The sequence below is a fragment of the Eubacterium callanderi genome, from assembly GCF_900142645.1.
Taxonomy (GTDB): Bacteria; Bacillota; Clostridia; order Eubacteriales; family Eubacteriaceae; genus Eubacterium; species Eubacterium callanderi.
On the sequence record NZ_FRBP01000007.1, the window covers coordinates 269178 to 291054 of the forward strand.

28 protein-coding genes and 2 pseudogenes are annotated in these 21877 nt (G+C 43.8%); 28 read left to right on the top strand and 2 right to left on the bottom strand.

The window, feature by feature from the left end; all coding sequences use genetic code 11:
• Positions 1–112: 112 nt before the first annotated feature.
• The 14 genes and pseudogenes from BUC22_RS11480 (at position 113) to BUC22_RS11545 (ending at position 8607) form a co-directional block, all read left to right on the top strand.
• On the top strand, positions 113–949 hold the full coding sequence (locus BUC22_RS11480; protein ID WP_242946559.1) for an AAA family ATPase: 837 nt from the start codon (positions 113–115) through the stop codon (positions 947–949).
• The gene (locus tag BUC22_RS11485; protein WP_004613375.1) at positions 946–1533 is read left to right on the top strand and encodes a DUF6652 family protein; all 588 of its coding nucleotides are present in this window, start codon (positions 946–948) and stop codon (positions 1531–1533) included. Before BUC22_RS11480 ends, BUC22_RS11485 begins: the two co-directional genes overlap by 4 nt.
• A gap of 74 nt (positions 1534–1607) precedes the next feature.
• Positions 1608–2720 (top strand): hypothetical protein, encoded by a 1113-nt coding sequence (locus tag BUC22_RS11490; protein WP_004613374.1) that lies wholly within the window; start codon positions 1608–1610, stop codon positions 2718–2720.
• Between the two features lie 80 nt (positions 2721–2800).
• Positions 2801–3259: a hypothetical protein gene (locus tag BUC22_RS11495; protein WP_002592082.1), complete on the top strand. Its 459-nt coding sequence runs from the start codon at positions 2801–2803 to the stop codon at positions 3257–3259.
• A gap of 30 nt (positions 3260–3289) precedes the next feature.
• The gene (locus tag BUC22_RS11500; RefSeq protein WP_073382916.1) at positions 3290–3877 is read left to right on the top strand and encodes a hypothetical protein; all 588 of its coding nucleotides are present in this window, start codon (positions 3290–3292) and stop codon (positions 3875–3877) included.
• Positions 3878–3917: 40 nt separating this feature from the next.
• Positions 3918–5123, top strand: a complete 1206-nt coding sequence (locus tag BUC22_RS11505) for a hypothetical protein (protein ID WP_073382919.1) — start codon at positions 3918–3920, stop codon at positions 5121–5123.
• A gap of 69 nt (positions 5124–5192) precedes the next feature.
• Positions 5193–5738 (top strand): hypothetical protein, encoded by a 546-nt coding sequence (locus tag BUC22_RS11510; RefSeq protein ID WP_006775152.1) that lies wholly within the window; start codon positions 5193–5195, stop codon positions 5736–5738.
• A gap of 59 nt (positions 5739–5797) precedes the next feature.
• A complete protein-coding gene (locus tag BUC22_RS11515) occupies positions 5798–6211 on the top strand; it encodes an immunity 70 family protein (protein WP_006775153.1) in 414 nt (137 codons plus the stop codon).
• Between the two features lie 217 nt (positions 6212–6428).
• Positions 6429–6662: pseudogene (locus BUC22_RS11520) on the top strand (VirD4-like conjugal transfer protein, CD1115 family); the annotation flags it as partial.
• A gap of 159 nt (positions 6663–6821) precedes the next feature.
• Positions 6822–7133 (top strand): single-stranded DNA-binding protein, encoded by a 312-nt coding sequence (locus tag BUC22_RS11525; protein ID WP_073382921.1) that lies wholly within the window; start codon positions 6822–6824, stop codon positions 7131–7133.
• A gap of 3 nt (positions 7134–7136) precedes the next feature.
• Positions 7137–7289, top strand: a pseudogene (locus BUC22_RS11530) (Maff2 family mobile element protein); the annotation flags it as partial.
• Between the two features lie 71 nt (positions 7290–7360).
• Positions 7361–7723 (top strand): helix-turn-helix domain-containing protein, encoded by a 363-nt coding sequence (locus BUC22_RS11535; protein WP_321540993.1) that lies wholly within the window; start codon positions 7361–7363, stop codon positions 7721–7723.
• On the top strand, positions 7683–8060 hold the full coding sequence (locus BUC22_RS11540; protein ID WP_073382928.1) for a TnpV protein: 378 nt from the start codon (positions 7683–7685) through the stop codon (positions 8058–8060). Before BUC22_RS11535 ends, BUC22_RS11540 begins: the two co-directional genes overlap by 41 nt.
• 85 nt (positions 8061–8145) lie before the next feature.
• The gene (locus BUC22_RS11545; RefSeq protein WP_073382930.1) at positions 8146–8607 is read left to right on the top strand and encodes a hypothetical protein; all 462 of its coding nucleotides are present in this window, start codon (positions 8146–8148) and stop codon (positions 8605–8607) included.
• 344 nt (positions 8608–8951) lie between these two features.
• Here BUC22_RS11545 and BUC22_RS11555 read toward each other — a convergent pair whose 3' ends face one another.
• Complete coding sequence (locus BUC22_RS11555) at positions 8952–9758, bottom strand: helix-turn-helix transcriptional regulator (RefSeq protein ID WP_073382932.1); 807 nt, start codon at positions 9756–9758, stop codon at positions 8952–8954.
• Positions 9759–10242: 484 nt separating this feature from the next.
• Here BUC22_RS11555 and BUC22_RS11560 point away from each other — a divergent pair, with 484 nt between their 5' ends.
• The 7 genes from BUC22_RS11560 (at position 10243) to BUC22_RS11590 (ending at position 15692) form a co-directional block, all read left to right on the top strand.
• Positions 10243–10431 carry a hypothetical protein gene (locus tag BUC22_RS11560; RefSeq protein WP_002304353.1) on the top strand — a complete coding sequence of 63 codons (189 nt, stop codon included), beginning with the start codon at positions 10243–10245 and terminating at the stop codon, positions 10429–10431.
• Positions 10428–10769: a DeoR family transcriptional regulator gene (locus tag BUC22_RS11565; RefSeq protein WP_003500115.1), complete on the top strand. Its 342-nt coding sequence runs from the start codon at positions 10428–10430 to the stop codon at positions 10767–10769. Before BUC22_RS11560 ends, BUC22_RS11565 begins: the two co-directional genes overlap by 4 nt.
• Positions 10762–11058: a DUF3847 domain-containing protein gene (locus tag BUC22_RS11570; protein ID WP_003500114.1), complete on the top strand. Its 297-nt coding sequence runs from the start codon at positions 10762–10764 to the stop codon at positions 11056–11058. Before BUC22_RS11565 ends, BUC22_RS11570 begins: the two co-directional genes overlap by 8 nt.
• A 276-nt stretch (positions 11059–11334) precedes the next feature.
• Positions 11335–11658 carry a hypothetical protein gene (locus tag BUC22_RS11575; RefSeq protein WP_002596481.1) on the top strand — a complete coding sequence of 108 codons (324 nt, stop codon included), beginning with the start codon at positions 11335–11337 and terminating at the stop codon, positions 11656–11658.
• A 444-nt stretch (positions 11659–12102) separates the two neighbouring features.
• Positions 12103–13677 (top strand): MobQ family relaxase, encoded by a 1575-nt coding sequence (gene mobQ, locus BUC22_RS11580; RefSeq protein ID WP_073382935.1) that lies wholly within the window; start codon positions 12103–12105, stop codon positions 13675–13677.
• Positions 13678–13741: 64 nt separating this feature from the next.
• Entirely contained in the window at positions 13742–14386 is a 645-nt protein-coding gene (locus BUC22_RS11585; protein WP_002596510.1) for a CHC2 zinc finger domain-containing protein, read from the top strand.
• Positions 14355–15692 (top strand): virulence-associated E family protein, encoded by a 1338-nt coding sequence (locus tag BUC22_RS11590; RefSeq protein WP_073382937.1) that lies wholly within the window; start codon positions 14355–14357, stop codon positions 15690–15692. Before BUC22_RS11585 ends, BUC22_RS11590 begins: the two co-directional genes overlap by 32 nt.
• Before the next feature lie 28 nt (positions 15693–15720).
• On the opposite strand, the gene BUC22_RS22545 is transcribed toward BUC22_RS11590, so the two are convergent.
• Positions 15721–15960, bottom strand: a complete 240-nt coding sequence (locus BUC22_RS22545) for a hypothetical protein (RefSeq protein WP_021682886.1) — start codon at positions 15958–15960, stop codon at positions 15721–15723.
• Between BUC22_RS22545 and BUC22_RS11600 the strand changes: the two genes are divergently transcribed.
• From BUC22_RS11600 to BUC22_RS11630, 7 genes are all read left to right on the top strand, one after another.
• Positions 15934–16131 carry a hypothetical protein gene (locus tag BUC22_RS11600; protein ID WP_033118360.1) on the top strand — a complete coding sequence of 66 codons (198 nt, stop codon included), beginning with the start codon at positions 15934–15936 and terminating at the stop codon, positions 16129–16131. The two genes, BUC22_RS22545 and BUC22_RS11600, sit on opposite strands and share 27 nt — an antisense overlap.
• On the top strand, positions 16132–17802 hold the full coding sequence (locus tag BUC22_RS11605; RefSeq protein ID WP_033118361.1) for a recombinase family protein: 1671 nt from the start codon (positions 16132–16134) through the stop codon (positions 17800–17802). It abuts the gene before it with no gap.
• 105 nt (positions 17803–17907) lie between these two features.
• Positions 17908–17976, top strand: a complete 69-nt coding sequence (locus BUC22_RS11610; RefSeq protein ID WP_425323659.1) for a Maff2 family mobile element protein — start codon at positions 17908–17910, stop codon at positions 17974–17976.
• 19 nt (positions 17977–17995) lie between these two features.
• On the top strand, positions 17996–18859 hold the full coding sequence (locus tag BUC22_RS11615; RefSeq protein WP_073382942.1) for a VirB6/TrbL-like conjugal transfer protein, CD1112 family: 864 nt from the start codon (positions 17996–17998) through the stop codon (positions 18857–18859).
• 19 nt (positions 18860–18878) lie between these two features.
• Positions 18879–19142 (top strand): conjugal transfer protein, encoded by a 264-nt coding sequence (locus BUC22_RS11620; protein ID WP_073382945.1) that lies wholly within the window; start codon positions 18879–18881, stop codon positions 19140–19142.
• A 3-nt stretch (positions 19143–19145) separates the two neighbouring features.
• A complete protein-coding gene (locus BUC22_RS11625; RefSeq protein ID WP_000332200.1) occupies positions 19146–19535 on the top strand; it encodes a PrgI family protein in 390 nt (129 codons plus the stop codon).
• Entirely contained in the window at positions 19447–21876 is a 2430-nt protein-coding gene (locus tag BUC22_RS11630) for a VirB4-like conjugal transfer ATPase, CD1110 family (protein ID WP_073382949.1), read from the top strand. The genes BUC22_RS11625 and BUC22_RS11630 overlap by 89 nt, the downstream gene beginning before the upstream one ends.
• Position 21877: the final 1 nt, after the last annotated feature.

Genomic DNA, 21877 nt, shown 5'->3' on the forward strand with positions numbered 1-21877 from the left:
TTCGCCTCATCTCTCAATCAGCGAGGGATGAGGCTTTTCTTTTTGTAAAATTGCAATAGATATATTCATAATTTATTTACAATTAAATTCCTAGCCGTACAGCAGAAAAATGATGACGAAAGATGATGCAAATGCTATAATGTTTGCATATAGATATGACAATTTGACCATATCGGAATCTTTATTCAAACAGATGATTGGAGATATTGCTATTATGAGAAATCCATGGCCAATTTTCAGCATTGCGGCTCTCTCCGGAGCTGCGTGCCTGATATATGATCACTTTTTTTCTTACGAGACTATGTGGATTGCTGTTGTAGTGTTTCTTGCGCTGCTTGCTCTATGCTTTTTCGCATATTGCAAATATGAACACTGGCTGGCAAAGAAACTTAACCCCTATGTGGTGGCGTATCAAAGCGACCATAATCTTGAGAATTTGAAACAGGGATTGGATCGCTGGCGTCCTTGGGCACTCAGCAAGCATTCCAAAAACATCATTACAGCGAACTGGTTCTCCGCTCTGCTGGAACAACAGCGCTGGACAGAAGCGGAAGAAACTTTGGAGCAGTTTTTGCATCGAGCAAAAAATACGCAGGATAAACTGGGGTATCACCTACTTCGTGAAGATTACGCAAGGGCGATCGGAGACACTGAATTAGAGAAGCAGGAACGACTTCTAAGCGAACAGCTAAAAACCCAGCTTGGAAATAAAAAGGGAGAATCAAGAATACCCGCAAGCGCCAAAGAGAGTAAATATGCTTTCTTTTGCTGGCTCTCTTTCAGCGTTGGTCTGGCACTGTTCGGAATCATCAGCAATATCGCCACCGGGGACTCAATCCTTGGATCGTTTGGAGCCGGAGTTTTTATTTTGGGCTTGTTCTCGTTCCCAGTCTGCTTGATCTGGCTGATTCTCTGGTTGATCCGGCGCAGAAAGGAGGCTGCTAAATGACTTATATCCTCCCGGTACTCTATGTAATTGTGTCTTATACATTCTTTCTTTTGGCAGTTCATTTTGGCAATGCAATCACATTGCAGATAGTATCGATCCTTCTGCCCTTTATTATGGGGATCGTCAATTTGATTGTTGTGCTGACCGTAGGAAGAAAGTGGTCGAGAAAAACATTGCTGAACTGCACTTTGATTATCAAGTATGGACTAATCCCGTTCTACCTGATCGGAGGGAGCATCACTGTATATGTAACGCTGATGGCATTCTTCCCATTGCCGCTGATGGCGTTGTTCGGACTGGTAACCATTGTTTTTTTGATTTTGGGATACGGGATTCTATTAGGGGCAGCTCCCTATGCTATCGCTTATCTGATAAAGTCATGCAAAGACGGCATACATCCGAAATGGTTGGCGGTTTTAGCTGGAATCTGCCAGTTCTTCTTTTCCTTTGATGTACTTGCAATGATGGTTCTGACATTAAAGGAGCGGCACAGGGTCAAAACGACGATTGCCGTTTTCTGTGCAATGTGTCTTGCGCTCCTGCTTATCGTACTCTATGTGGTCATGACGCTGATAGGGGCATAATCGACCTTTATATAGGATATGAGTTGTTCATACATAAAACAAATTTGATAGAATCGCAAAAAGGATTTACGCTTATGAAAAAACAATGGATTGCTTTACTGACAGGATGTGTGCTGGTATGCAGTATGCTGGCCGGATGCGGCTCAAAACCTCAGACATCAGCTCCGGCAGCTGCGGGCAGCGATAAAGGCTGTACGGATGAGGCCATTCTGTCTCAGCTGAAAAATGACGGGACACCTGAGTTCGTACTGGATGGTACTTACTATACGCTTCCTTTGGAAACTTCCCAGCTGATACAAGCCGGATGGAGTTTGGAAACGGAAGAATATGATGCAGCAGAGGTTTCTCTGCAACCCGGCGAGCGTATTTATGGGGAACTTTCCAAAGACGATCAGGAAATAGATGTTGCAATCGTAAATGCCGGGACAGAGCCATGCAAGCCTGCTGAGGGCGGAACGGTGGTAGAACTGGAATACTCTGCCGATAAGGATCAACCAAATCCTGATTTCTTTGTAACGCTCAATGGGATCAACTGTGCGATGTCCAACGCAGCTTTACAAAAGGCGCTGGAAGGTGTAGACGGATATAAACTGAATTCCGCAGGAAATATCGACATCAATCGTACTGTTGATGATGATGAAATTGCTGTTTATAAAGTCATTCTGGATGATGACTACACAGCAATCACGCTTGCTTCGGACAATGTTTTTGAATACAAGGATTATCAGCCGCAAGAGGTAAAAGAACAGGCATCTAATGAAAAGATTGCCGCTTACAAGGATACTACAAAAGCCGAGATGGAGCCGTATGCTCAGGATTTCAATGCGATCATCGAGGGATATGAAGAAAATATGGTCGTTGGATTTTACAGTGAAGGTACTATTTGGGGCGAAGAAGTCGGTGAATATAAATCTATTGCCGGAACGCCGCTCGCTTCGGATGTGTCTCTCTACATCGCAGAGGATACAACCGGCCAGCTCTACTGTATTGCTAACCAGATTTTGAATGAAGATGGTACTGTAAGCACTGCCATTGAGCTTGAGGAAGGCGATCAGGTCAAGGTTTGGGGTTATGCTTCACAGTATCTGGAATTGCAGGAAGGTCTGAAAATCGTCGTGGTTCAGCCTGGTATCATTGAACGCAACGGCGAACTGGTGATCCTGGACAAAAATTTGAAAGCAGACTAATGCTTTTGAACGCCGGGTGCATCTATCAAAGGATTGCATCCGGCGTTCTCAACTTAAAACAATAATTAGGAGGAACAATTATGCTTACAATGAATGAAAAAGATAAAAATGAAATGCTGGAAGCCATTTTGAAGGAAAACGAAGCCTATCAGTGCAAGTTATGGGCGGTCATCATGGCCGGAGCTGATACCTATGCACTGATTGGAGGACTTTCTACACTGACGGGGGGTGCTGCCGCTGCATTAGGCGCACTGAGCAATGCTTACTGCTATCTGGGAGTTACCGAGAAACACCTGAATATGGTCATTGTAAATTCCGTCAATGTCTCAAAAATTGAAAACCGGCTTTCTCTGCCCTTAAGCAGCATAACAAAGGCAGAAGTCAAGGGTGGGCTGCTGCCCGGAAGAAAAGTCGTAATGCTGCATTTTGGAAAAGAAAAAATGAAAATTTCTTTGATGAACAATGCGATTGGCTCTGATATTCAGGGGCAGAAAGAAAATGTTGAGATGTTCTGCCAGATTGTTTCCAAACTCGGATAACCAGTATTATAAAGTGAGAGGAATCAGAGTATGAAAAAAATCTTAATTGTGTTATTAACTATGGTGTTGCTCCTTGCTGGATGCGGCAAAAATGGGGCTTCATCGCCACAATCTCCCTCTGATGAATCTGTGGCGGATCGGCAGAAACCCTCTTCTTCCGAAACCGAAATATCATCTGAAGATCATGCGATTCCCGGAAGTTATACCGTCCCGGAGGGATGGGAGAAATCTGAGAAGCATTCTACTGATTCGCAGATTTTCTACATAGAGGAAGGTCACGAAAATGATGAAAAGCCGGACAACATATCCATCCATGTAGGAAAGAACAAATATAGTCTGGAGGAGCATGAGCAGTTCCGGGATGCGATCGTCCAACAGATTTTGATGCAGCTGGATGGTATTGAAGCTCAACTGAACGGGGATGGAACCTATACCGAGCAGGGAGATCTGCTTTATATCTTTACCATCGACGAGGGCGATATTGTCACCACGCAATACTATATTGTAAGGGATTACGGGTTCTGCCTGATCCAGCTTACAAATTTCAGCGGATCAGAAACCACGGAACAGGCCGCCAGGGACATGGTAGATAGCTTTGTTTGGGATACAGAAGGATAAATTGACACAGGAACCGTGATTTTATAGGAAAACGACGAAGATGGAGAAACGAAAACTTTCAGGAAAAACAATTTTGAAGCTGGCAGGGGCACTTTTGACTTTGGCTTATTTGGGATTTTGCCTCTATGCAGGTATTACCGGGAAATTTCCGAATATGCACAGAGTCGAGCATGTGATGCGTTTTGGCGACCTTAAAAACTGGGTGTCTGGCGGGATATCGGCTGTGATGATTTTTGCCCTGTGTATTACTTCTGCGCTCAATGACCTCAATCTCCAGAAGGGACGCAAAAAATCATTTTTACCGTTTTTTCTTACTATGATTTTGCCAATTATCCTTTTACTGCTTTTGGAGTCTTATCTGGATATTGGTTGGATCGGGATTGCCCTTTATGCCGGTATTGCAGTTTTTCTATTTGGAGTTGCATGGACTCCACAACTGTTGAATCAGTGGATCGCCCGCCGACTTTTGCGTGATGAACCTATGAGCGGCAAACAACAGGTACAGATCATTGAATGGATTCATTTTCATCCGCTGAAAAAGCTGCTGATTTTCGGGCTGTGGGGCTTTGGCGTCGTGCTGGTTCTGCGTGGCATCTGGGTAACGGCAACTGGAAAAATCGAAATGGACGGAGAGCTTTTCTTGTTTTTACTTGGTACAGCAGTTCTGGTTGTGGCGCTGTTTCAGAAAATGAGACGCTATATCTGCGCGCCTTACCGGAACATACCGGTACTGAATCAGATTCTCAGCAAAAATCAGCTGGAGCTACTGCTGGATGGAGAACATTTTGAACCAATAGAGTTTGAAGATGAGGGCATGAAAAAGTATCTGGAAATATACCAAAGCCAGAACTGGATGCTGATTGGCGGTAAGCTGCTCTCAAAAAAGCTGGCTTTATGGTTCACAATGAATCGGTTCAGAAACCATACTTCCTTGAAGGTACTTTACCTGAACGGCATGACTGCCAAAGCGACAGTCGATCTGGATATTCGAGGGGACCGGTACAAGGAGTTTACTGCTGTGCTGAAAGAATTGATTGGATACGAAGGCACACTTAAACTGTATGAAAAAGAAGAACAGCTGGCACAGAAATTTGCGTCTTTTTTCCCAGAGCAAACTTCCGAACAGGACCGTGTCGCTGCTTTTCTTTCTCAGGATGTGACGCTGATCCGGCAGGATTACATTCAGACCTTCTCTCCGCCGCCAGATTCCCGAAAGAAAAAACGGAGTAGACGGGAACGGGAATAAAATATTTTCTTCATTTTTCAATGGAGAAAGGCTTACAAAAATAAAGAGAATTTAACTTGGGGGTTACCTATGAACTATGATATGAATATGATTAAATACCGCAAAAATGGTTTTTTTAGAATTGCAGCAGCTATTCTGATTATCTGTTTTACACTATTGGGGCTTACCGCTTGCGCCGGTACTACTGACAGCAAAGATAATAACGATGATAATGCACTGATACAAGGAACATGGGAAATAGATACCGGCTCTGGTGCTGGTTATAAATTCGTTGACGATAAGTTTATGTGGTTAAAATCCATCGAGAATGTTAACGATAACTACTGGTACGGAGATGTTGAGTATTATAAAGGTGCTGAAGCAATGGATATAGCAGGACTAACAGAGGAGGAACTTAAGAGCAGCCTGCCAGGTCTTAAACCTGAAAACATTTTTGTAACAAAATTAGATCCCGAAAAAATCATTACCGATGGTGAGGATAAAACTGCTACCAATATGAACGACCAAACCTTATGGACTCGCTTATGGCTTATTGAAGAAAATGAGGACAGTGTTGCTGCGGTAGTGTTTGATTTAGAAACTTTTAGTATGGAGAGCTACACTAAAGTTAAGTAAAAAACAAAAATTAGAAGTTGTGTAATTGAAATGTCACAGATGTATTGGGAGAAAGTGTTATGGTTGGGTTTAAAGTGAAGTATTATTGGTTTCAAATAGGAAGTGAAGATTTTTTATTTTCATTTTTTTCAACGGTTGCTTATAATTTGGAAAATAAAAAATGGGGAACTAAATTTCCAGTCATTATGAACGAATTGTATTTAGGTGAATTAAATAGTTCCCGTATTCCTGAAGCTATCAATGAATTGGAACAGATGAAGCAAGGATTAGCAAAATATTCTCCAAATAAAGTAATATGGAATATAAAAAATCTATCTGCCCAGCCACCGTGGGGAACAAATATCAGCGATGATATAACCGATTTATCAAATTATTTTGTTACAAGTGACGGTGAGGATTTTATTACAATTTTCAATCATGCCTTGCTAAAAGCAGAAGAACTTAATTGTGCACTAAAAATAACAAGTATTTGATATTTACACAACCCCAGTTTGTATAACTGGCAACCCAACCACAATTAAATATTCACAGCTCTACTAAGCAGGAGATCCGAAAAGGTCTCCTGCTTTTTTGCACCCTAAATTAAATGTATCACAGCTAAAACTATCGAAAACAAAATAGGCAGATACCATAAAAGAAGTTTTTCTTTGGATAGTGCTTGTCTTTTTTGAATTCATCACTTGACATTGTGGCAAAGAGCTTATGAGCCAAGATGAAATTACAGTCATGGATGGCGGTAAATGTATTTTTCAGCTTCGTGGTGTCAGACCTTTTCTATCAGATAAATTCGATATTACAAAGCATAAGAACTATAAGCTACTGGAGGATTATAATAAGAAAAATTTGTTTGACATAGAAAGCTATATGAAGCGAAAAGGAAAAGCAAAATTAAATAGAGAGACGGTTATTACAAGAATGCAGTAAGTCTTAAAAAGATTTGCTGTTTTTTTATTCAAAATCAGGAGGCAAGATGATAAGGATCAGAAATCCCACTTAAACGAAAACTAAATAGTAAGAGTATCAGCGATTGGAAAAGAAAAACTCCAGTCGTTTTTTTATTGAAATGAAAAGGAGAAATTTTTAATGAAGCAAGAAATGATTAACATCAACGCCAACTTAGTGGCAGAACCTACTTTCTCAAGTTTTGAAAAAGAGGGTGAAGAAGTAGAAGTTGTAAACTTTACGCTTGTAAAGAAGTACGGTAAAGGCAAGGAGTACATCAATTGTGCAGCCTATGGAGAAAAATCGGAGAAAGCAAAGGACTTTGAAAAAGGCGATTTGATTCATATCTTTGGTTACTTTAAGAAGCGTGAAAAAGAGGGAAAGACTTACAAAAACTTTGTAGTTAAGTCATATAACAAGATTGAAAAGAAAGAAGAAAGCGAGGAGGAATAAATTATGGAATTTTTTACACAGGCAGTTAATGTATTAAAGATTTTGGTAATGGCAGTAGGTGCAGGACTTGGAGCATGGGGTGTTATCAACCTGATGGAAGGATATGGCAATGACAATCCAGGTGCAAAATCTCAAGGTATTAAGCAGTTGATGGCTAATTAAAGGGAACAAAAAGAAAGGAAAAGCACAATCCAGACGGTATCAGCGGCAGTCCACAAGAATAAATTGTGATTTCACAAGATTGGTGCTATAATAAGAGAAAAGTTCCTGCCGGGGCAGCCGCCCCGGTGGTATGGATAGGAAGGCGGGAAAGCAATATGCACATCAGCTATAAACCACTCTGGCATACACTGTTAGAGCGTGATATGAGAAAAGAAGATTTAAGGCTTGCTGCTGGTATGACAACGAATATGATTGCCAACATGAGCAAAGAGGGAAAGCACATCAGCATGGATACATTAGCCCGTATCTGCGAAACGCTGAATTGTGAGATTACCGATGTAATTGAGTTAGTACCAGACGAGCCTGCTTCCACAGGAGGTAAGGAACATGAGCGAATTAAAACCAAGAATAACAGAAAACGGAATTGATTATATCCTTGTTGGAGATTACTACATCCCGGACTTGAAACTGCCGGAGGAACACCGCCCTATTGGAAAGTATGGATGGATGCACCGGGAATATTTAAGAGAAGTCCACCCAGTCAGATTGAACACATTGACCTTGACCGGGGAATTTTGGACATACCTTGCTGACCTGAACGAACAGGCACAGAATCGGTTAGATACCATCATGGAGCAGATGAAAGCCGCCGAGGGTGTGACAGAGGAATTGAAGCGAACCCAACAAATGGAATGGGTGCAGCGTTGCAATAACATTCACAACCGGGCAGAAGAAATTGTTTTGCATGAGATGATTTATTCATAATGGTATGGTAGAATAATTGTTTACTTTATATGGTAGTGAAAAATAACAAAGAAAATTTTATAAGGGTGAATATAGGAGAAACAATATGAAAAATACTAAGAGATTTTTGATGGAGCAATTTTATACTTGCCTCAAGAATAATTTGATAGATTTAGAACTTGATTTTTATAGTGAGGAGGATTTTTATGAATACTTAGAGGTGAGGGACGAAAAAATATTTGATAGAAAATGGTTGGAGATTCATGCGGAGATAAGCTTATTAGAAAACAAAATTGAAAATAAAGATTTGATAGAATCTATTTGTGAAGAAGTATATATGAAAGTGATGAGCTTTTCTGGTGTGGAGGATCTGGCTGCGTGTATTTCTGATGATTTTGAACTTATATTTAAAGCTTTAGATGTAGATTATAACAATCGGTGGTTAAATGGCATGATGGTAATGTATTTAGACGATAGGTTTCCGAATGATGCTGATGAAATTGAAGAGGAAGGAACAGAGGAAAGTATTAAATCTCAGTTAGAGAAATATTTAAAAATAAAATCATAACCACAAAAGATAGCGGAGAAGAAGGTGTCTTAGGAGAAAATTGTCTTATTGATTGTTCTCAAATTCCTATGATTTATTGTAATTATGATACACACGATGTTGTAGATATAACTCTTGATGATTTACAGGTTGGGGACGAAATCATTTTGACTATTCGGAGTTCGGAAATAGAAAATCATCAAAAGGAAGATAACAATAAAGCAAAAATAGAAGTTGAACAATTACAATTAGGCACACAAAGAATTAAATAATTTCAAGTTTGCCATTTTGAATTTTAACTGAATATCCACAGCACAAACCGTTGTTACATGGAAACTAAGAAACCATGCAACAGCGGTTTTTCTTTATCGTTTTTTCCTCTGGCTGATAGGCGTTCCCATTTTCTTTGATTTTTTGAGAATCCGAATGAGCCAGCGAAATTCTTCGTCTGACAGATTTTTATAGTTGATGCCGAGCTGCTTGCAGTAAAGAACAACCAGCTTTTCATCCCGGCTGCCCTTGAAATTTTCGACCGCTTCCAGATTTTCTTTCAGTTCATCGGCAACGGTGGTCTGGGGCGCACTCTCACTGTCCTTTTTGTGGTTTTCCCGAATATCCCGGATAATAAGGTTGAGATCATCCCGTACCATGTGACTGAAATATTCATCATCGCTGATATGTGCGGCTTGCAGCACTTTCAAATGGGGGTCATCTTCGCCGGGGCGATACCGTTCAATGATTTCATGCCGGACGGTATCGACAAGGGCGTTGAGGTTCTGAATCTGCATGGTGGCAATCCCATCCACATAAATCTCAATGTCCGCAAGAAACTTGATAAAGTCCTTATGGGTGGCAAGTTCGCAGAGCAGACGGTTGTTAATCCGACCGTTTTTCAGAAGTGCCACCATTTCATCGCTCAAATGCAGCTCCCTTAATGGCGTGTTGATCTCCGCCCGGTTCTCTGTCCGGCAAAAGAGATAATCGAGGGACACCCCATAAAAATCTGCCAGCAGGATAAGGTTGCCATGATTGATTTCCTTATAGTCGTCTTTTTCATAACTGCCAAGAGCCGATTTTGAAATACCCGTTTGCTCAGCCAGTTCTTCCAGTTTTAATCCTTTGTTTAATCGTAAATCTTTTAGCCGTTCCTGTATTGTAGTAGCTCCGTTCATTGAAGCAGTTCCCCCTTTTTGACAACATATATAACCGTTGAATTGATTATACCATATCAATTCCGCAATCGTGGAAATTTTTGATTTTTGCCCTTAATTCCTACTTTGTGGACATACGGCACAGGGCACAAAAATGTTCTATGATACAGGTAGTTCATCGATGGATTATTCCAATCGAATGACCAGCCTGTGTGGGATATGCTTCCCCGGCGATGTAGTGCCATGACTTTTGGCAGGGATATGGAGGAACCCTTACCAAAACGAGCATACCAAAGGGAGCGATACGCCGCTGTGAGATTCAGGGGAGGAACGACACCGGGGAGAACTGGCGAACTGACACCGAAATGATACCGAAACACGACAATCTGATAGGGGGATAGTCTACCCTATCGCTGATGCTTCGGGAGATTTTAGGCGGCTCTATGGCTGTAATTTTGCCGAAAATCGCCCCGAAACTATACACGAAAACGGGAGGAAGCGCAATATGCCGAGAATGAGCAAAAAGAGGAAGCATGAGCTTTCCTTTTACCTCAATGACCGGGGGCGTGTCACTTACAACGAATTATGCCGGAAATGCCAGCATGGGTGCAAGCAGAGCTTCCGGGCGGTTGTGATTGACTGCCCCCGTTATTTATCCAAACGAGCAAAGAAAAAGGAGGAACACACCGAATGAATTTTGAATTTATGACGATAGACACACCATTGCCGCCCTGTATGCCATTCCCCAGAGCGTTGACAGGATTTCCAGTCAGCAGCACCGCAAAGGTCATGTATTGCCGGATGCTGGACGCTATGCTATCCAAAGGGCAGGAGGACGAGAACGGAATCCTGTTTGTCTGCTTCCCTGTTACAGCCATTGCCGCAGTCTTGTCCCGCAGCCCCATGACGGTCAAGCGTTCTTTGAATGAACTGGAAATCGCCGGACTTATCATGCGGGTGCGTCAGGGAGTTGGAGAACCAAACAGGATTTATGTGCTGATGCCGGGAAAGGAGGACGCTGCCCTTGCCTGATACCTCAAAGCTGGAAAAGCTAAACCAGAAGCTGGAGAAAAGCGAAAAGAAACTGCGGAAAGCCATCAATGATGAAAAGGCATTGCAGCACCAGTTAAAGCAGCTTACCCGAAAGGAACGGACGCACCGGCTCTGTACCCGTGGCGGTATGCTGGAAAGTTTTCTGCAAGAGCCGGAACGCCTGACAGATGATGATGTCATGCTGTTGTTGAAACTCATTTTTCACAGGCAGGACACGCAGGAACTATTGAAAAAACTGCTGGAACGGAAGAAGCCGGAAACCCCTTAGTTTACTAAGGGCGCAATTATACACCACCTAAAGGCGGTGCGTTGCGCCCTGCCGGGGGCGTCTCCGTTGCCGCTTTGGTCGGCGCAGAGCAGATGATTCCCTGCAGCATTCTGGCTGCCGTCAATCATCACAGGGGACGCTACACTTCCCCCTGCGCTGGCTACCGCCAGCTACCCTTTTGTGGACTTGTCGGGATATTTTACTTCTCAAATATGGGCGAGTATTGTATAATGAGGGCAACGACATATTCTAAATTTGCAGGAAGCAGGAGTAAAAATGGAGGTTAAGCAATTAAACGAAGCTCAATATATGTGTACAATGGGAACTAAAATGTATGATGTAACAGAAAGCGCAGAAGCTGTGGTAAATATTTGGAACTATGCAAAGCAGTTATTGAAAGATAACTTGATTTCAAAGTATGGGTTCTCAAAAAAATATGTGGAGGCAGTTTATGAAAATAATGAACACACATATCAACATATTTTGCTCTTTACCAACCAGAAAAATTCTTATGCTGTAATTATTGTTGACATAATTCATAAAACTATTTTAGGTCATTACATTCTTGAGTTGAATGAAAAGTATAGTTTGAATAGATGAAACCGTATAAAAATGCCAGTTTGTCGAGCCGACCCACCTTCGGGCCAACATGGAGCCGTTGACAAAAGCCTATTTTGAAAAAAGGGTTTGATTTTCCTACCCGGTCTTTGCCGTTTTTATGGCAGAAATGACTTTTTCCTGAACTTTTTTCAAGACAGATTTTTTAGAAAACCACTTTGTCAACAGCCCCAACATGACCCGAAGCGCGTAGCACTTCCCTGTTACGTTTAGGGGCGAAACAGCCCCCATTCCATCAGGCTTTCCGGGTATGAAATCCGCATAAGCGATATTTTCCCCGTACCTGTTGGAGCGCTCCCCAGTGTATCATCTGGGAGCCATTTATAACTGAATATTGGCCGCCCACCGGCGGCACCGCCGAGCAGGAAATCTAATTTAGGTTCCCTGCTTTTTTCATGCCCGAAACCGGGAGAAAGGAGGACACTCTTGCCATGCCCACACTTTGATATCAAAATCGTCCAACGTAGCAACCGTCAGTCCGCCGTTGCGTCAGCCGCCTATCAGAGCGGGGAGCGGCTCTTTTCAGAGTACGACCAGAAACAGAAATACTACTCCCACAAGAGCGAGATTGTCCACACAGAAATCATGCTGCCGCCCCATGCACCGCCGGAGTACACCGACCGGAACACCCTATGGAATGCTGCCGAGGCCGTGGAAAAACAATGGAACTCCCAGCTTGCAAGGCGGCTCATCATAGCCATTCCGAGGGAGCTTCCACCGGAACAGTATGCCGGGCTAATACGGGACTATTGCCGGGAGCAGTTCGTCTCCAAAGGCATGATTGCTGATTTTGCCATTCACGACAAGGGGACGGGCAACCCACACGCCCATATCCTGCTTACCATGCGGGCGTTGGACGAATCCGGCAGGTGGCTTCCCAAGAGCCGGAAAGTCTACGACCTTGACGGTAACGGGGAACGAATCCGGCTCCCGTCCGGCAGGTGGAAAAGCCACAAGGAGGATACGGTGGACTGGAACGACCAGAAGTATTGTGAAATCTGGCGGCATGAATGGGAGGTCATCCAGAACCGCTATCTGGAAGCCAATGACCGCCCGGAGCGTGTGGACTTGCGTTCCTATGCCAGACAGGGGCTTGATATAGTCCCTACTGTCCATGAGGGAGCTGCTGTCCGGCAGATGGAAAAGCGGGGTATCCAGACGAATATCGGAAACCTGAACCGGGAAATCAGAGCTGCCAACAATCTGATGAAGTCCATCCGGCAGCTTATCCAAAACCTCAAAGGCTGGATTACCGAGCTGGGCGAAAAACGGAAAGAGCTGCGTGCACAAAAGGCGGCGGAGGAAGCAACACTTCTTCCCAATCTGCTGATGAAGTATATGGCGATACGAAAGGAAGAACGGAAGGACTGGACAAGGGCTGGACAGAACCGGGGGACTTCACAGGACTTAAAGGCAGTCAGCGAAGCCCTGTCCTATCTCCGGCAAAAGGGGCTTTCCACTGTGGAGGACTTAGAAGCATTTCTGGAATCCTCCGGGAAATCAGCCGCCGATTACCGCAATCAGATGAAGCCAAAGGAAGCCCGAAGCAAAGTGATTGACGGGATTCTTGCCAGCCGGACAGACTGCAAGGAATGTAAGCCTGTCTATGAGAAGTACCAGAAGATATTTTTCAAGAAAACAAAGGAGAAATTCAAACAGGAACACCCGGAGGTTGCCCGGTATGAGAAAGCCGCCGCCTACCTTGCCAAGCATCCGGACGATAAGGATAAAACGAAAAAGGAGCTGCAACAGGAGCAGGAAACGCTTCTTAGCGAAATCGCAGATCTGAAAGTACCGCTGACCGAGGTACAGGAGGATTTGAAGAAGCTGCGGGACATCCGTTACTGGGTACGGAAAGCCATCCCCGGCACAGAGGAAAGCAAGGAGCCGCCCAAGAAGCAGCCCATTAAGGAAGCCTTGCAGGATAAGGCAGACGAGAAAAAAGCCCAAAAAACCGCCCCGGCACAGACGAAACACAGACAACAAAATATGGAACTTTAACAGGCACTTGCCATTTTCAATCAGAGAATGTCAGGTGCTTTTTTCTTTTTAAGGAGGGATAGATTTGAATGTATTTGAAGCTGTGAAGCAGTCCGTCACAACAAGACAGGCTGCGGAGCATTATGGAATCCGTATAGGTCGGAACGGGATGGCTTGCTGCCCGTTCCATCATGATAAAACCCCAAGCATGAAGCTGGATCGGCGTTATCACTGCTTCGGCTGCGGTGCTGACGGGGATGTGATTGATTTTACCGCCGCCCTGTATGGGCTGGGAAAGAAAGAAGCCGCTATACAGATAGCACAGGACTTCGGGCTTTCCTATGAGGACTGGAAGCCACCGGGAAAGGCGAAAAAGCCCAAGCCCCGGCAGAAATCCCCGGAGGAACAGTTTCAGGAAGCAAAGAACCGCTGCTTTTGTATTCTTGCCGATTATCTCCATCTGCTGATGGCATGGAGAACGGACTACGCCCCACACTCCCCGGAGGAAGCCTTTCATCCCCGGTTTGTGGAAGCCTTACAGAAGCAATCCCATGTGGAATATCTGCTGGATGTGCTTCTGTTCGGGGAAACGGAGGAAAAAGCAGCCCTGATTACGGACTGCGGAAAGGATGTGATACAGCTTGAACAGCGAATGGCAGAACTTGCAGCCGCAGACGCAGCAAGAACTAAAAAACACCATGAACGCCATGCAGCCGCCCCAGAGCATTGAGGAAATCAAGGCGGGGCTGGAAACCACCGAGAAAGGCGGCGTCCGGCAGAGCATACGGAACTGCCTGACCGTATTCCAGCGTGACCCGCTGCTTTCCAGGGCTATTGCCTACAACATCCTGACCGACCGCAAGGATATTATAAAGCCCATCGGTTTCCACAGAGAAAGTCCCGCCCTGAACGATACGGACATGAAGTATCTGCTTCTTTATCTGGAAGAAACTTACGGGCTTACCAATGAGAAAAAGATTGATAACGCTATCGGGATTGTGGCGAATGAAAACAAGTACCATCCCATCCGGGACTATTTAAGTTCCCTTGTGTGGGACGGGACAGAGCGAATCCGTTTCTGCCTGCGGCACTTTCTGGGGGCTGACGCAGACGATTACACCTATGAAGCATTGAAGCTGTTCTTGCTGGGTGCAATCTCACGAGCCTTTCAGCCGGGATGCAAATTTGAAATCATGCTCTGTCTGGTAGGCGGTCAGGGGGCTGGCAAGTCCACCTTCTTCCGTCTGCTGGCAGTCCGGGACGAGTGGTTCTCCGATGATTTGCGGAAGCTGGACGATGACAATGTGTACCGCAAGCTGCAAGGTCACTGGATGATCGAAATGTCGGAAATGATGGCAACCGCCAACGCCAAGAGCATCGAAGAAATCAAGTCATTTTTAAGCCGGCAGAAAGAGGTTTACAAGATACCCTATGAAACCCACCCGGCAGACCGTCCCCGTCAGTGCGTGTTTGGTGGCACTTCCAATGCCCTTGACTTCCTGCCCCTTGACCGTTCCGGCAACCGCCGCTTTATCCCGGTCATGGTGTACCCGGAGCAAGCCGAGGTTCACATTTTGGAGGACGAAGCTGCTTCCAGAGCCTATATCGAGCAGATGTGGGCAGAAGCGATGGAGATTTATAAAAGCGGCAGGTTCAAGCTGGCTTTCAGCCCCGCCATGCAGCGGTATCTCAAAGAACACCAGCGGGATTTTATGCCGGAGGACACCAAAGCCGGGATGATACAGGCATACCTTGATAAGTACACCGGGAGCATGGTCTGCTCCAAGCAGCTCTATAAGGAAGCCTTGAACCATGCTTTTGACGAGCCGAAGCAATGGGAAATCCGGGAAATCAACGAGATTATGAACCAGTGCATTTGCGGCTGGCGGTACTTCCCGAACCCAAGAATGTTTTCAGAATATGGCAGACAAAAGGGCTGGGAGCGTGAAAACCCGGCAACGGACTCCGGCAACCCGTCTGAAAAAAAGATGGACGGTTTTGTGGAGGTCACAGAACAGATGGAGCTTCCATTCTGAAAAGGACAGCCCGTTGCACCTCCTGTTGCTATCCCGTTGCCGAGCCGGTTGCCGGGGAAAAACCTTTATTTCCGGGCTTTTCTCCCTTATAACAACCAAAACAACAGAAAAATAAAAGAAAAGTATAAATAGTAACCATCGCCAGATTGAGATTGTTTGCAAGGTCTTTTGAAGCCCGTTGCCGGACTTCGTTGCCGACACCCTCTGTCTGGCTATTTTCATGTATGGAGGATAACTGCCTATGGCAAAAAACAAAACAGAGATTCATGTGACTACTGTGTTTGACGGGGAGCTGGACGCAACCGATGTGTTCGTCAGCCTGATTTCCCAGAAATACGGAAAGATAAATACAAAAGAATATCTTGCTAAAAAGAAAGAATTGAAGTATAATGAAGATGAGGTTCAAAAGAGCCAGATACCGTCTGGATTGTGCGGGTAAATGGCTATGATGAACGAAATGGAATACAGAACAATCGGAAAGGTACTTGCCGGGGGCTATCGTGCAGCGGTCTATTGCAGGCTGTCAAAGGACGATGACCTGCAAGGCGAAAGTGCCAGTATCGCAAACCAGCGTGATATGCTGGAAAAATACTGCGAAAAGCAGGGATGGGAGGTTGTGGCAGTCTATCAGGACGATGGCTTCACAGGTCTTAATATGGAGCGTCCTGATTTACAGAGAATGTTGAGAGCCATTGAACGCAGGCAAATCAACCTTGTCATCACGAAAGACCTCAGCCGACTGGGGCGTAACTATCTGCAAACCGGGCATTTGATTGAGGACTTTTTCCCAAGAAACGGTGTCCGCTATATCGCCATGAATGACGGTATCGACACCCTGCGGGATAACAACGACATTGCCCCGTTCAAAAATATCCTGAACGAGATGTACAGTAAGGATATTTCCAAGAAAGTCCATTCCTCTTATCTTCTGAAAGCGCAGAAAGGACAGTTTACCGGGTGTCTTGCCCCCTTTGGGTATCGGAAAGACCCGGAGGACAAAAACCATCTGCTCATTGACGAGGAAACCGCCCCGATTGTGCGGCTGATTTTCGGATATGCCCTGAACGGTCATGGTCCGAACTATATCCGCAGACGGCTGGAGGAAGAAAAAATCCCCTGCCCCACATGGTGGAACCGGGAACGGGGGCTTCGCAACACCCGCACCAAATGGGAAAAGAAAGACCCGGAAAACGGGCGGTATATGTGGGACTTCTCCGTTATCAAAGATCTTTTGATGAATCCCGTCTACACCGGGGCGATTGCTTCCCAGAAAAAGGACTACCGTTTCAAAATCGGCACGATTGGGGAAAAGAAGCCGGAGGACTGGATTGTGGTGGAGGGACAGCATGAACCGCTGATTGACCGCATGAGCTTTAACATTGTGCAGAACAAGCTGAAATCCCGCCAGCGTCCGGGGCAGAGCAATGAAATCAGCCTGTTTGCCGGACTGCTAAAATGCGGCGAGTGTGGGAAGTCGCTGACGGTACGCTACACAAACGCAAAACATCCCCAGCGGATTTATTCCTGCAAGACCTACAATGCCTTTGGAAAGAACCACTGCACCCAGCACCGGATTGATTATGACACCCTTTACAGCCATGTGCTGCGGAAAATCCGGGAATGTGCCAGAGCTGCCCTGATGGACGGAGAAGCGGTTGCCGACCGCCTAACCAATACCTGTGAAGCAGAGCAGCGGGAACAGCGGGAAGCAATGGAACGCTCCCTTACAAGGGACGAGGAACGGATTGAGGTTCTGGACAAAATGATCATGCGGCTGTATGAGGATATGATTGCCGGGCGTATCAGTGAGCAGAACTTCAACACCATGCTGGAAAAGACACAGACCGAGCAGACGGAGCTTAAAGCAAAAGTGTCCGAGGGCAGAAAGCGGCTGTCCGATGAAGTCCAGCTTGCCAATGACGCAAAACAATGGGTGGAAGCCATTCAGGAATATGCCAACATCACAGAGCTGGACGCAGCCACCCTTAACCGCTTAATCAAAGAAATCGTCGTGCATGAGCGCATTGACGAAGATAAAACAAGACACATTTCTATCGAAATTCATTTTAATCTCAAACCCATCCCGGAGGTGGAACAGGTCACTGCCTGACCTGTCCCGCCGGGACGGTTCTCTTAAAAACACCATATAGATTTTTTGTACGCCGCCGCCCGCCATCGAGCAGAGTTTTACACCTAATTGGGGATAAAACAACTTATGGCAGGAGGAGGTATTGTCCTTATCGGACTTAAGCTGATTCCACTTCTTGCCAATGTACTCAAGTAAGAAGAAAAGGAGAGCTTAGATGTTTGGAATATTCGACAAGATAGAAGAATTCTTTAAAGAGCTTCTACTGGGCGGTATCCAAGCAAACTTAGAGTCCATGTTTCTTGACATCAACGACAAGGTTGGTGCAGTTGCAACAGATGTAGGGAAAACGCCTATGGGGTGGAACGGAGATGTATTTGCCTTTATTAAAAGCATTAACGATTCGGTCATTATTCCCATAGCGGGACTAATCATCACAGCAGTCCTTTGTATCGAGCTTATCAACATGGTAATGCAAAAGAACAATATGCACGATACGGATACCTTTGAATTTTTCAAGTACATCATCAAGATGTGGATTGCTGTATGGCTTGTATCTCATGCCTTTGAGTTTTCAATGGCGGTCTTTGATGTTGCACAGCACATTGTAAACAAAGCGGCAGGGGTGATAAACACCTCTGCCATAGTTTCCGGAGATCAGATTGTGGCAATGGTTGATTCCTTAAAAGATAAGGGGCTTGGGGAGCTTGTCATGATTCTCTTTGAAACCTCAATCATAAAGGTTGCCATAGAGGCAATTTCCATTGTAATCATGCTTGTGGTTTACGGAAGAATGTTTGAAATTTATGTTTACTCATCGGTATCAGCCATTCCGTTTGCTACGATGGGAAACAAAGAATGGGGACAGATTGGAACAAACTATATCAAAGGACTTTTTGCACTTGGTCTACAAGGACTCTTTTTAATGGTTTGTCTTGGAATATACGCAGTACTAGTTAAGACAATTGAAATAACAGATATACACACAAGTACCATGACGATACTTGGCTATGCGGTTTTGCTGGGGTTAATGATGCTAAAGAGCGGAACACTGGCCAAAAGCGTATTAAATGCACACTAAAAAAGAAAGGAAAGACAGTATGAATAAAAGAAAAACAGTATTTACAGCAGTAGTAATTGGAGCAGGCATTATGGCGGTAATTGACAGAATCAGACTTTATAACAAGGTAGAAGAATTGGAAGAAAGAACAGAGGACATCGGTCGCTGCCACAATGATTTTTGTTTAATGCAGCAAAGATATAACAAGAATACAGATGAACAGCTTGCAATTATTCGAGATGAAATCGGCTCTGTATATGAACACTTTGAGGAGCTGTCAAAGGACAAAGAAGATGGGAGGTAAGCTATGGCATATGTACCAATCCCAAAAGACTTAAAGAAGGTAAAGACAAAGGTGGCATTTAACCTTACAAAAAGGCAACTCATCGGATTTACCATTGCAGGACTTGTTGGAATACCTGTCTATTTATTTATGAGAAAGGTAGTGCCAAATGATATAGCCGTCATATTTCTGATTGTGTCAACGCTTCCTATCTTTTTCATCACACTTTTTGAAAAGGACGGACTGACCTTTGAGAAATATTTTAAGCATATTTATCTTCATAAGTTTTATCAGCCAAAAAAGAGAGTGAGAAAGGAGGTTTACCTTGAACAAGAAAAGAAAAATTCAGCAGCTAAAGTTAGAAGAAAACAAAAAAGCATTAAAAAGGGAGAGAAAGGACTTAAAGCAAAGTAAGGGAAAGGCAAAAAAAGAAAAGAGCGGACTATTTGACCTTATCTTTAAGAAAGAACAAAAACGCTATACGGTAGAAGATACCATTCCCTATCTAAGACTTTTAAAAAGCGGGATATGCCAGCTTGACGAAAAACATTTCAGCAAGAGCATAGCCTTTCAGGACATTAACTATCAGCTTGCTTTAGATGAAGATAGGGATTTGATTTTTAATCAGTTTGCAAACTTTCTAAATTCCTTTGATCCAAGCATAGCGATTGAGTTTTCCTACATCAATCAGCTTGGACGAAACGAAGAAATGAAATCGGCAATTCAGATACCGGATAAAGGGGACGGATTTGACGATATACGACTTGAGTTTAGAGAGATGCTAAAAAGTCAGATTGTAAAGGGAAATAACGGATTGAAAAAATCAAAGTATGTAACCTTTACAGTAGAAGCGGATAATTTAGAGCAGGCAACATCAAAACTTGAAAGACTGGAGATAGATATATTATCTAATCTCAAAAGCATGGGGGTAAGAGCTGAAAGTCTTACAGGAGAGGAAAGGCTAAAGATTCTTCACGATATATTAAATCCGAATAAGACCTTTGAGTTTTCCTACAAAGACCTGAAGAAAAAGGAAAGTACCAAAACATATATCGTGCCTGATGAATTTAACTTTATGCCAAGCAGGTATTTCAAGTTTGGGAAGTTTATCGGAGCAGCAAGTCATTTTCAAATCCTTGCAAGTGAGCTTTCAGACCGTATGCTATCGGAGTTTTTGGATATTGATGATAACATCAATATCTCTTTTCATATTAAGGCAATCGACCAGTCGGAAGCCATTAAGATGGTAAAAAGAAAAAACACCGATATTGATAAGATGCGAATTGAGGAAAACAAGAAGGCGGTACGGTCAGGCTATGACATGGACATTCTTCCAAGTGATTTAATTACTTACGGAGAAGATGTAAAAAGTCTTTTAAAAGATTTACAGACAAGAGATGAGCGTATGTTTGTTGTAAGTATTGTTTTTATGAACTTTGCAAGGACAGTGCAAAAGCTCGATAACACCATTTCTCAGATAAGCTCCATTGCCAATAAGCATAACTGTAAATTGAAAAGACTTGATCATACGCAGGAACAGGGACTTATCAGTGTGCTGCCTCTTGGGGTAAACAAGATTGAAATAGATAGAGGACTGACAAGTTCATCAACAGCGGTCTTTATGCCTTTTACCACAGAGGAGCTGTTTATCAACTCATCAAACAGCTTGTATTACGGTTTAAATGCCCTGAGTCATAACTTGATTATGGCGGATCGAAAGAAATTAAAGAACCCAAATGGCTTAATTCTTGGAACTCCCGGAAGTGGTAAGTCGTTTTCAGCAAAGCGTGAAATGGCAAATGCCATCTTGGTAACTGACGATGATGTTATCATCTGCGATCCGGAAGGAGAGTATGGAAACCTTGTAAGGCAGTTTAAGGGAGAAGTCATTAAGGTCAGCAGTAAGTCAAAAGACTACTTAAATCCCCTTGATATAAACATGAACTATGGCGATGGAGATGCACCGCTGAAAGACAAGGCAAACTTTATTATGTCTATGCTTGAACTTGTAGTCGGTGGCAGCGGACTTACAGCAGAAGAAAAGTCGGTTATTGATAGGTGCCTTCCTAAAATCTATGAAAAGTATTTTGAAAATCCGGAGCCTTGTAATATGCCGATTCTTCAAGACCTATACGATATGTTAAAAGGGCAGGAAGAAAAGGTCGGTAAGAAGCTGGCAACGGAGATGGAAATCTATGTATCAGGCTCACTAAATGTCTTTAATCACAGGTCAAATGTGGGCTTAAATAAGAAGCTCCTTTGCTTTGATATTAAGGAGCTTGGAAGTCAGCTAAAGAAAATCGGTATGCTTGTCATTCAGGATCAGGTGTGGAACAAGGTATCGCAAAACAGAGGAAACAAGGCTACAAGATACTATATCGACGAGTTTCACTTGCTGTTAAAAGATGAGCAGACAGCTTCATACTCGGTAGAGATTTGGAAGCGTTTTAGAAAATGGGGAGGTATCCCGACAGGTATCACGCAAAATGTCAAAGACCTGCTTATGAGTAAGGAGATAGAAAATATCTTTGATAATACGGACTTTGTCTTAATGCTAAATCAGGCTTCGGGAGATAGAGAAATCTTAGCAAGAAAACTTAAAATCTCACTTCCTCAGCTTAGATATGTAACTAACTCTAATGAGGGTGAGGGACTCTTATTCTTTGGAAATACCATTGTACCTTTCCTTGATAAGTTTCCGAAAGATACAATTCTTTATCAGAAGATGACTACTAAGCCGGAAGAAGTGAGGTAGC

What these genes read in the sequence shown, in the direction of transcription:
- BUC22_RS11490 (WP_004613374.1), top strand. Translation starts at nt 1,608, where the DNA reads ATGAAAAAACAATGGATTGCTTTACTGACAGGATGTGTGCTGGTATGC.
- BUC22_RS11510 (WP_006775152.1), top strand. Translation starts at nt 5,193, where the DNA reads ATGAACTATGATATGAATATGATTAAATACCGCAAAAATGGTTTTTTT.
- BUC22_RS22545 (WP_021682886.1), bottom strand. Translation starts at nt 15,960, where the DNA reads ATGAATCTCTGTTTTGTTTTTTGCCATAGGCAGTTATCCTCCATACAT.
- BUC22_RS11515 (WP_006775153.1), top strand. Translation starts at nt 5,798, where the DNA reads ATGGTTGGGTTTAAAGTGAAGTATTATTGGTTTCAAATAGGAAGTGAA.
- BUC22_RS11525 (WP_073382921.1), top strand. Translation starts at nt 6,822, where the DNA reads ATGAAGCAAGAAATGATTAACATCAACGCCAACTTAGTGGCAGAACCT.
- BUC22_RS11615 (WP_073382942.1), top strand. Translation starts at nt 17,996, where the DNA reads ATGTTTGGAATATTCGACAAGATAGAAGAATTCTTTAAAGAGCTTCTA.
- BUC22_RS11545 (WP_073382930.1), top strand. Translation starts at nt 8,146, where the DNA reads ATGAAAAATACTAAGAGATTTTTGATGGAGCAATTTTATACTTGCCTC.
- BUC22_RS11505 (WP_073382919.1), top strand. Translation starts at nt 3,918, where the DNA reads ATGGAGAAACGAAAACTTTCAGGAAAAACAATTTTGAAGCTGGCAGGG.
- BUC22_RS11485 (WP_004613375.1), top strand. Translation starts at nt 946, where the DNA reads ATGACTTATATCCTCCCGGTACTCTATGTAATTGTGTCTTATACATTC.
- BUC22_RS11565 (WP_003500115.1), top strand. Translation starts at nt 10,428, where the DNA reads ATGAATTTTGAATTTATGACGATAGACACACCATTGCCGCCCTGTATG.
- BUC22_RS11560 (WP_002304353.1), top strand. Translation starts at nt 10,243, where the DNA reads ATGCCGAGAATGAGCAAAAAGAGGAAGCATGAGCTTTCCTTTTACCTC.
- BUC22_RS11500 (WP_073382916.1), top strand. Translation starts at nt 3,290, where the DNA reads ATGAAAAAAATCTTAATTGTGTTATTAACTATGGTGTTGCTCCTTGCT.
- BUC22_RS11590 (WP_073382937.1), top strand. Translation starts at nt 14,355, where the DNA reads ATGAACGCCATGCAGCCGCCCCAGAGCATTGAGGAAATCAAGGCGGGG.
- BUC22_RS11620 (WP_073382945.1), top strand. Translation starts at nt 18,879, where the DNA reads ATGAATAAAAGAAAAACAGTATTTACAGCAGTAGTAATTGGAGCAGGC.
- BUC22_RS11625 (WP_000332200.1), top strand. Translation starts at nt 19,146, where the DNA reads ATGGCATATGTACCAATCCCAAAAGACTTAAAGAAGGTAAAGACAAAG.
- BUC22_RS11575 (WP_002596481.1), top strand. Translation starts at nt 11,335, where the DNA reads ATGGAGGTTAAGCAATTAAACGAAGCTCAATATATGTGTACAATGGGA.
- BUC22_RS11605 (WP_033118361.1), top strand. Translation starts at nt 16,132, where the DNA reads ATGGCTATGATGAACGAAATGGAATACAGAACAATCGGAAAGGTACTT.
- BUC22_RS11600 (WP_033118360.1), top strand. Translation starts at nt 15,934, where the DNA reads ATGGCAAAAAACAAAACAGAGATTCATGTGACTACTGTGTTTGACGGG.
- BUC22_RS11480 (WP_242946559.1), top strand. Translation starts at nt 113, where the DNA reads ATGACGAAAGATGATGCAAATGCTATAATGTTTGCATATAGATATGAC.
- BUC22_RS11540 (WP_073382928.1), top strand. Translation starts at nt 7,683, where the DNA reads ATGAGCGAATTAAAACCAAGAATAACAGAAAACGGAATTGATTATATC.
- BUC22_RS11495 (WP_002592082.1), top strand. Translation starts at nt 2,801, where the DNA reads ATGCTTACAATGAATGAAAAAGATAAAAATGAAATGCTGGAAGCCATT.
- BUC22_RS11555 (WP_073382932.1), bottom strand. Translation starts at nt 9,758, where the DNA reads ATGAACGGAGCTACTACAATACAGGAACGGCTAAAAGATTTACGATTA.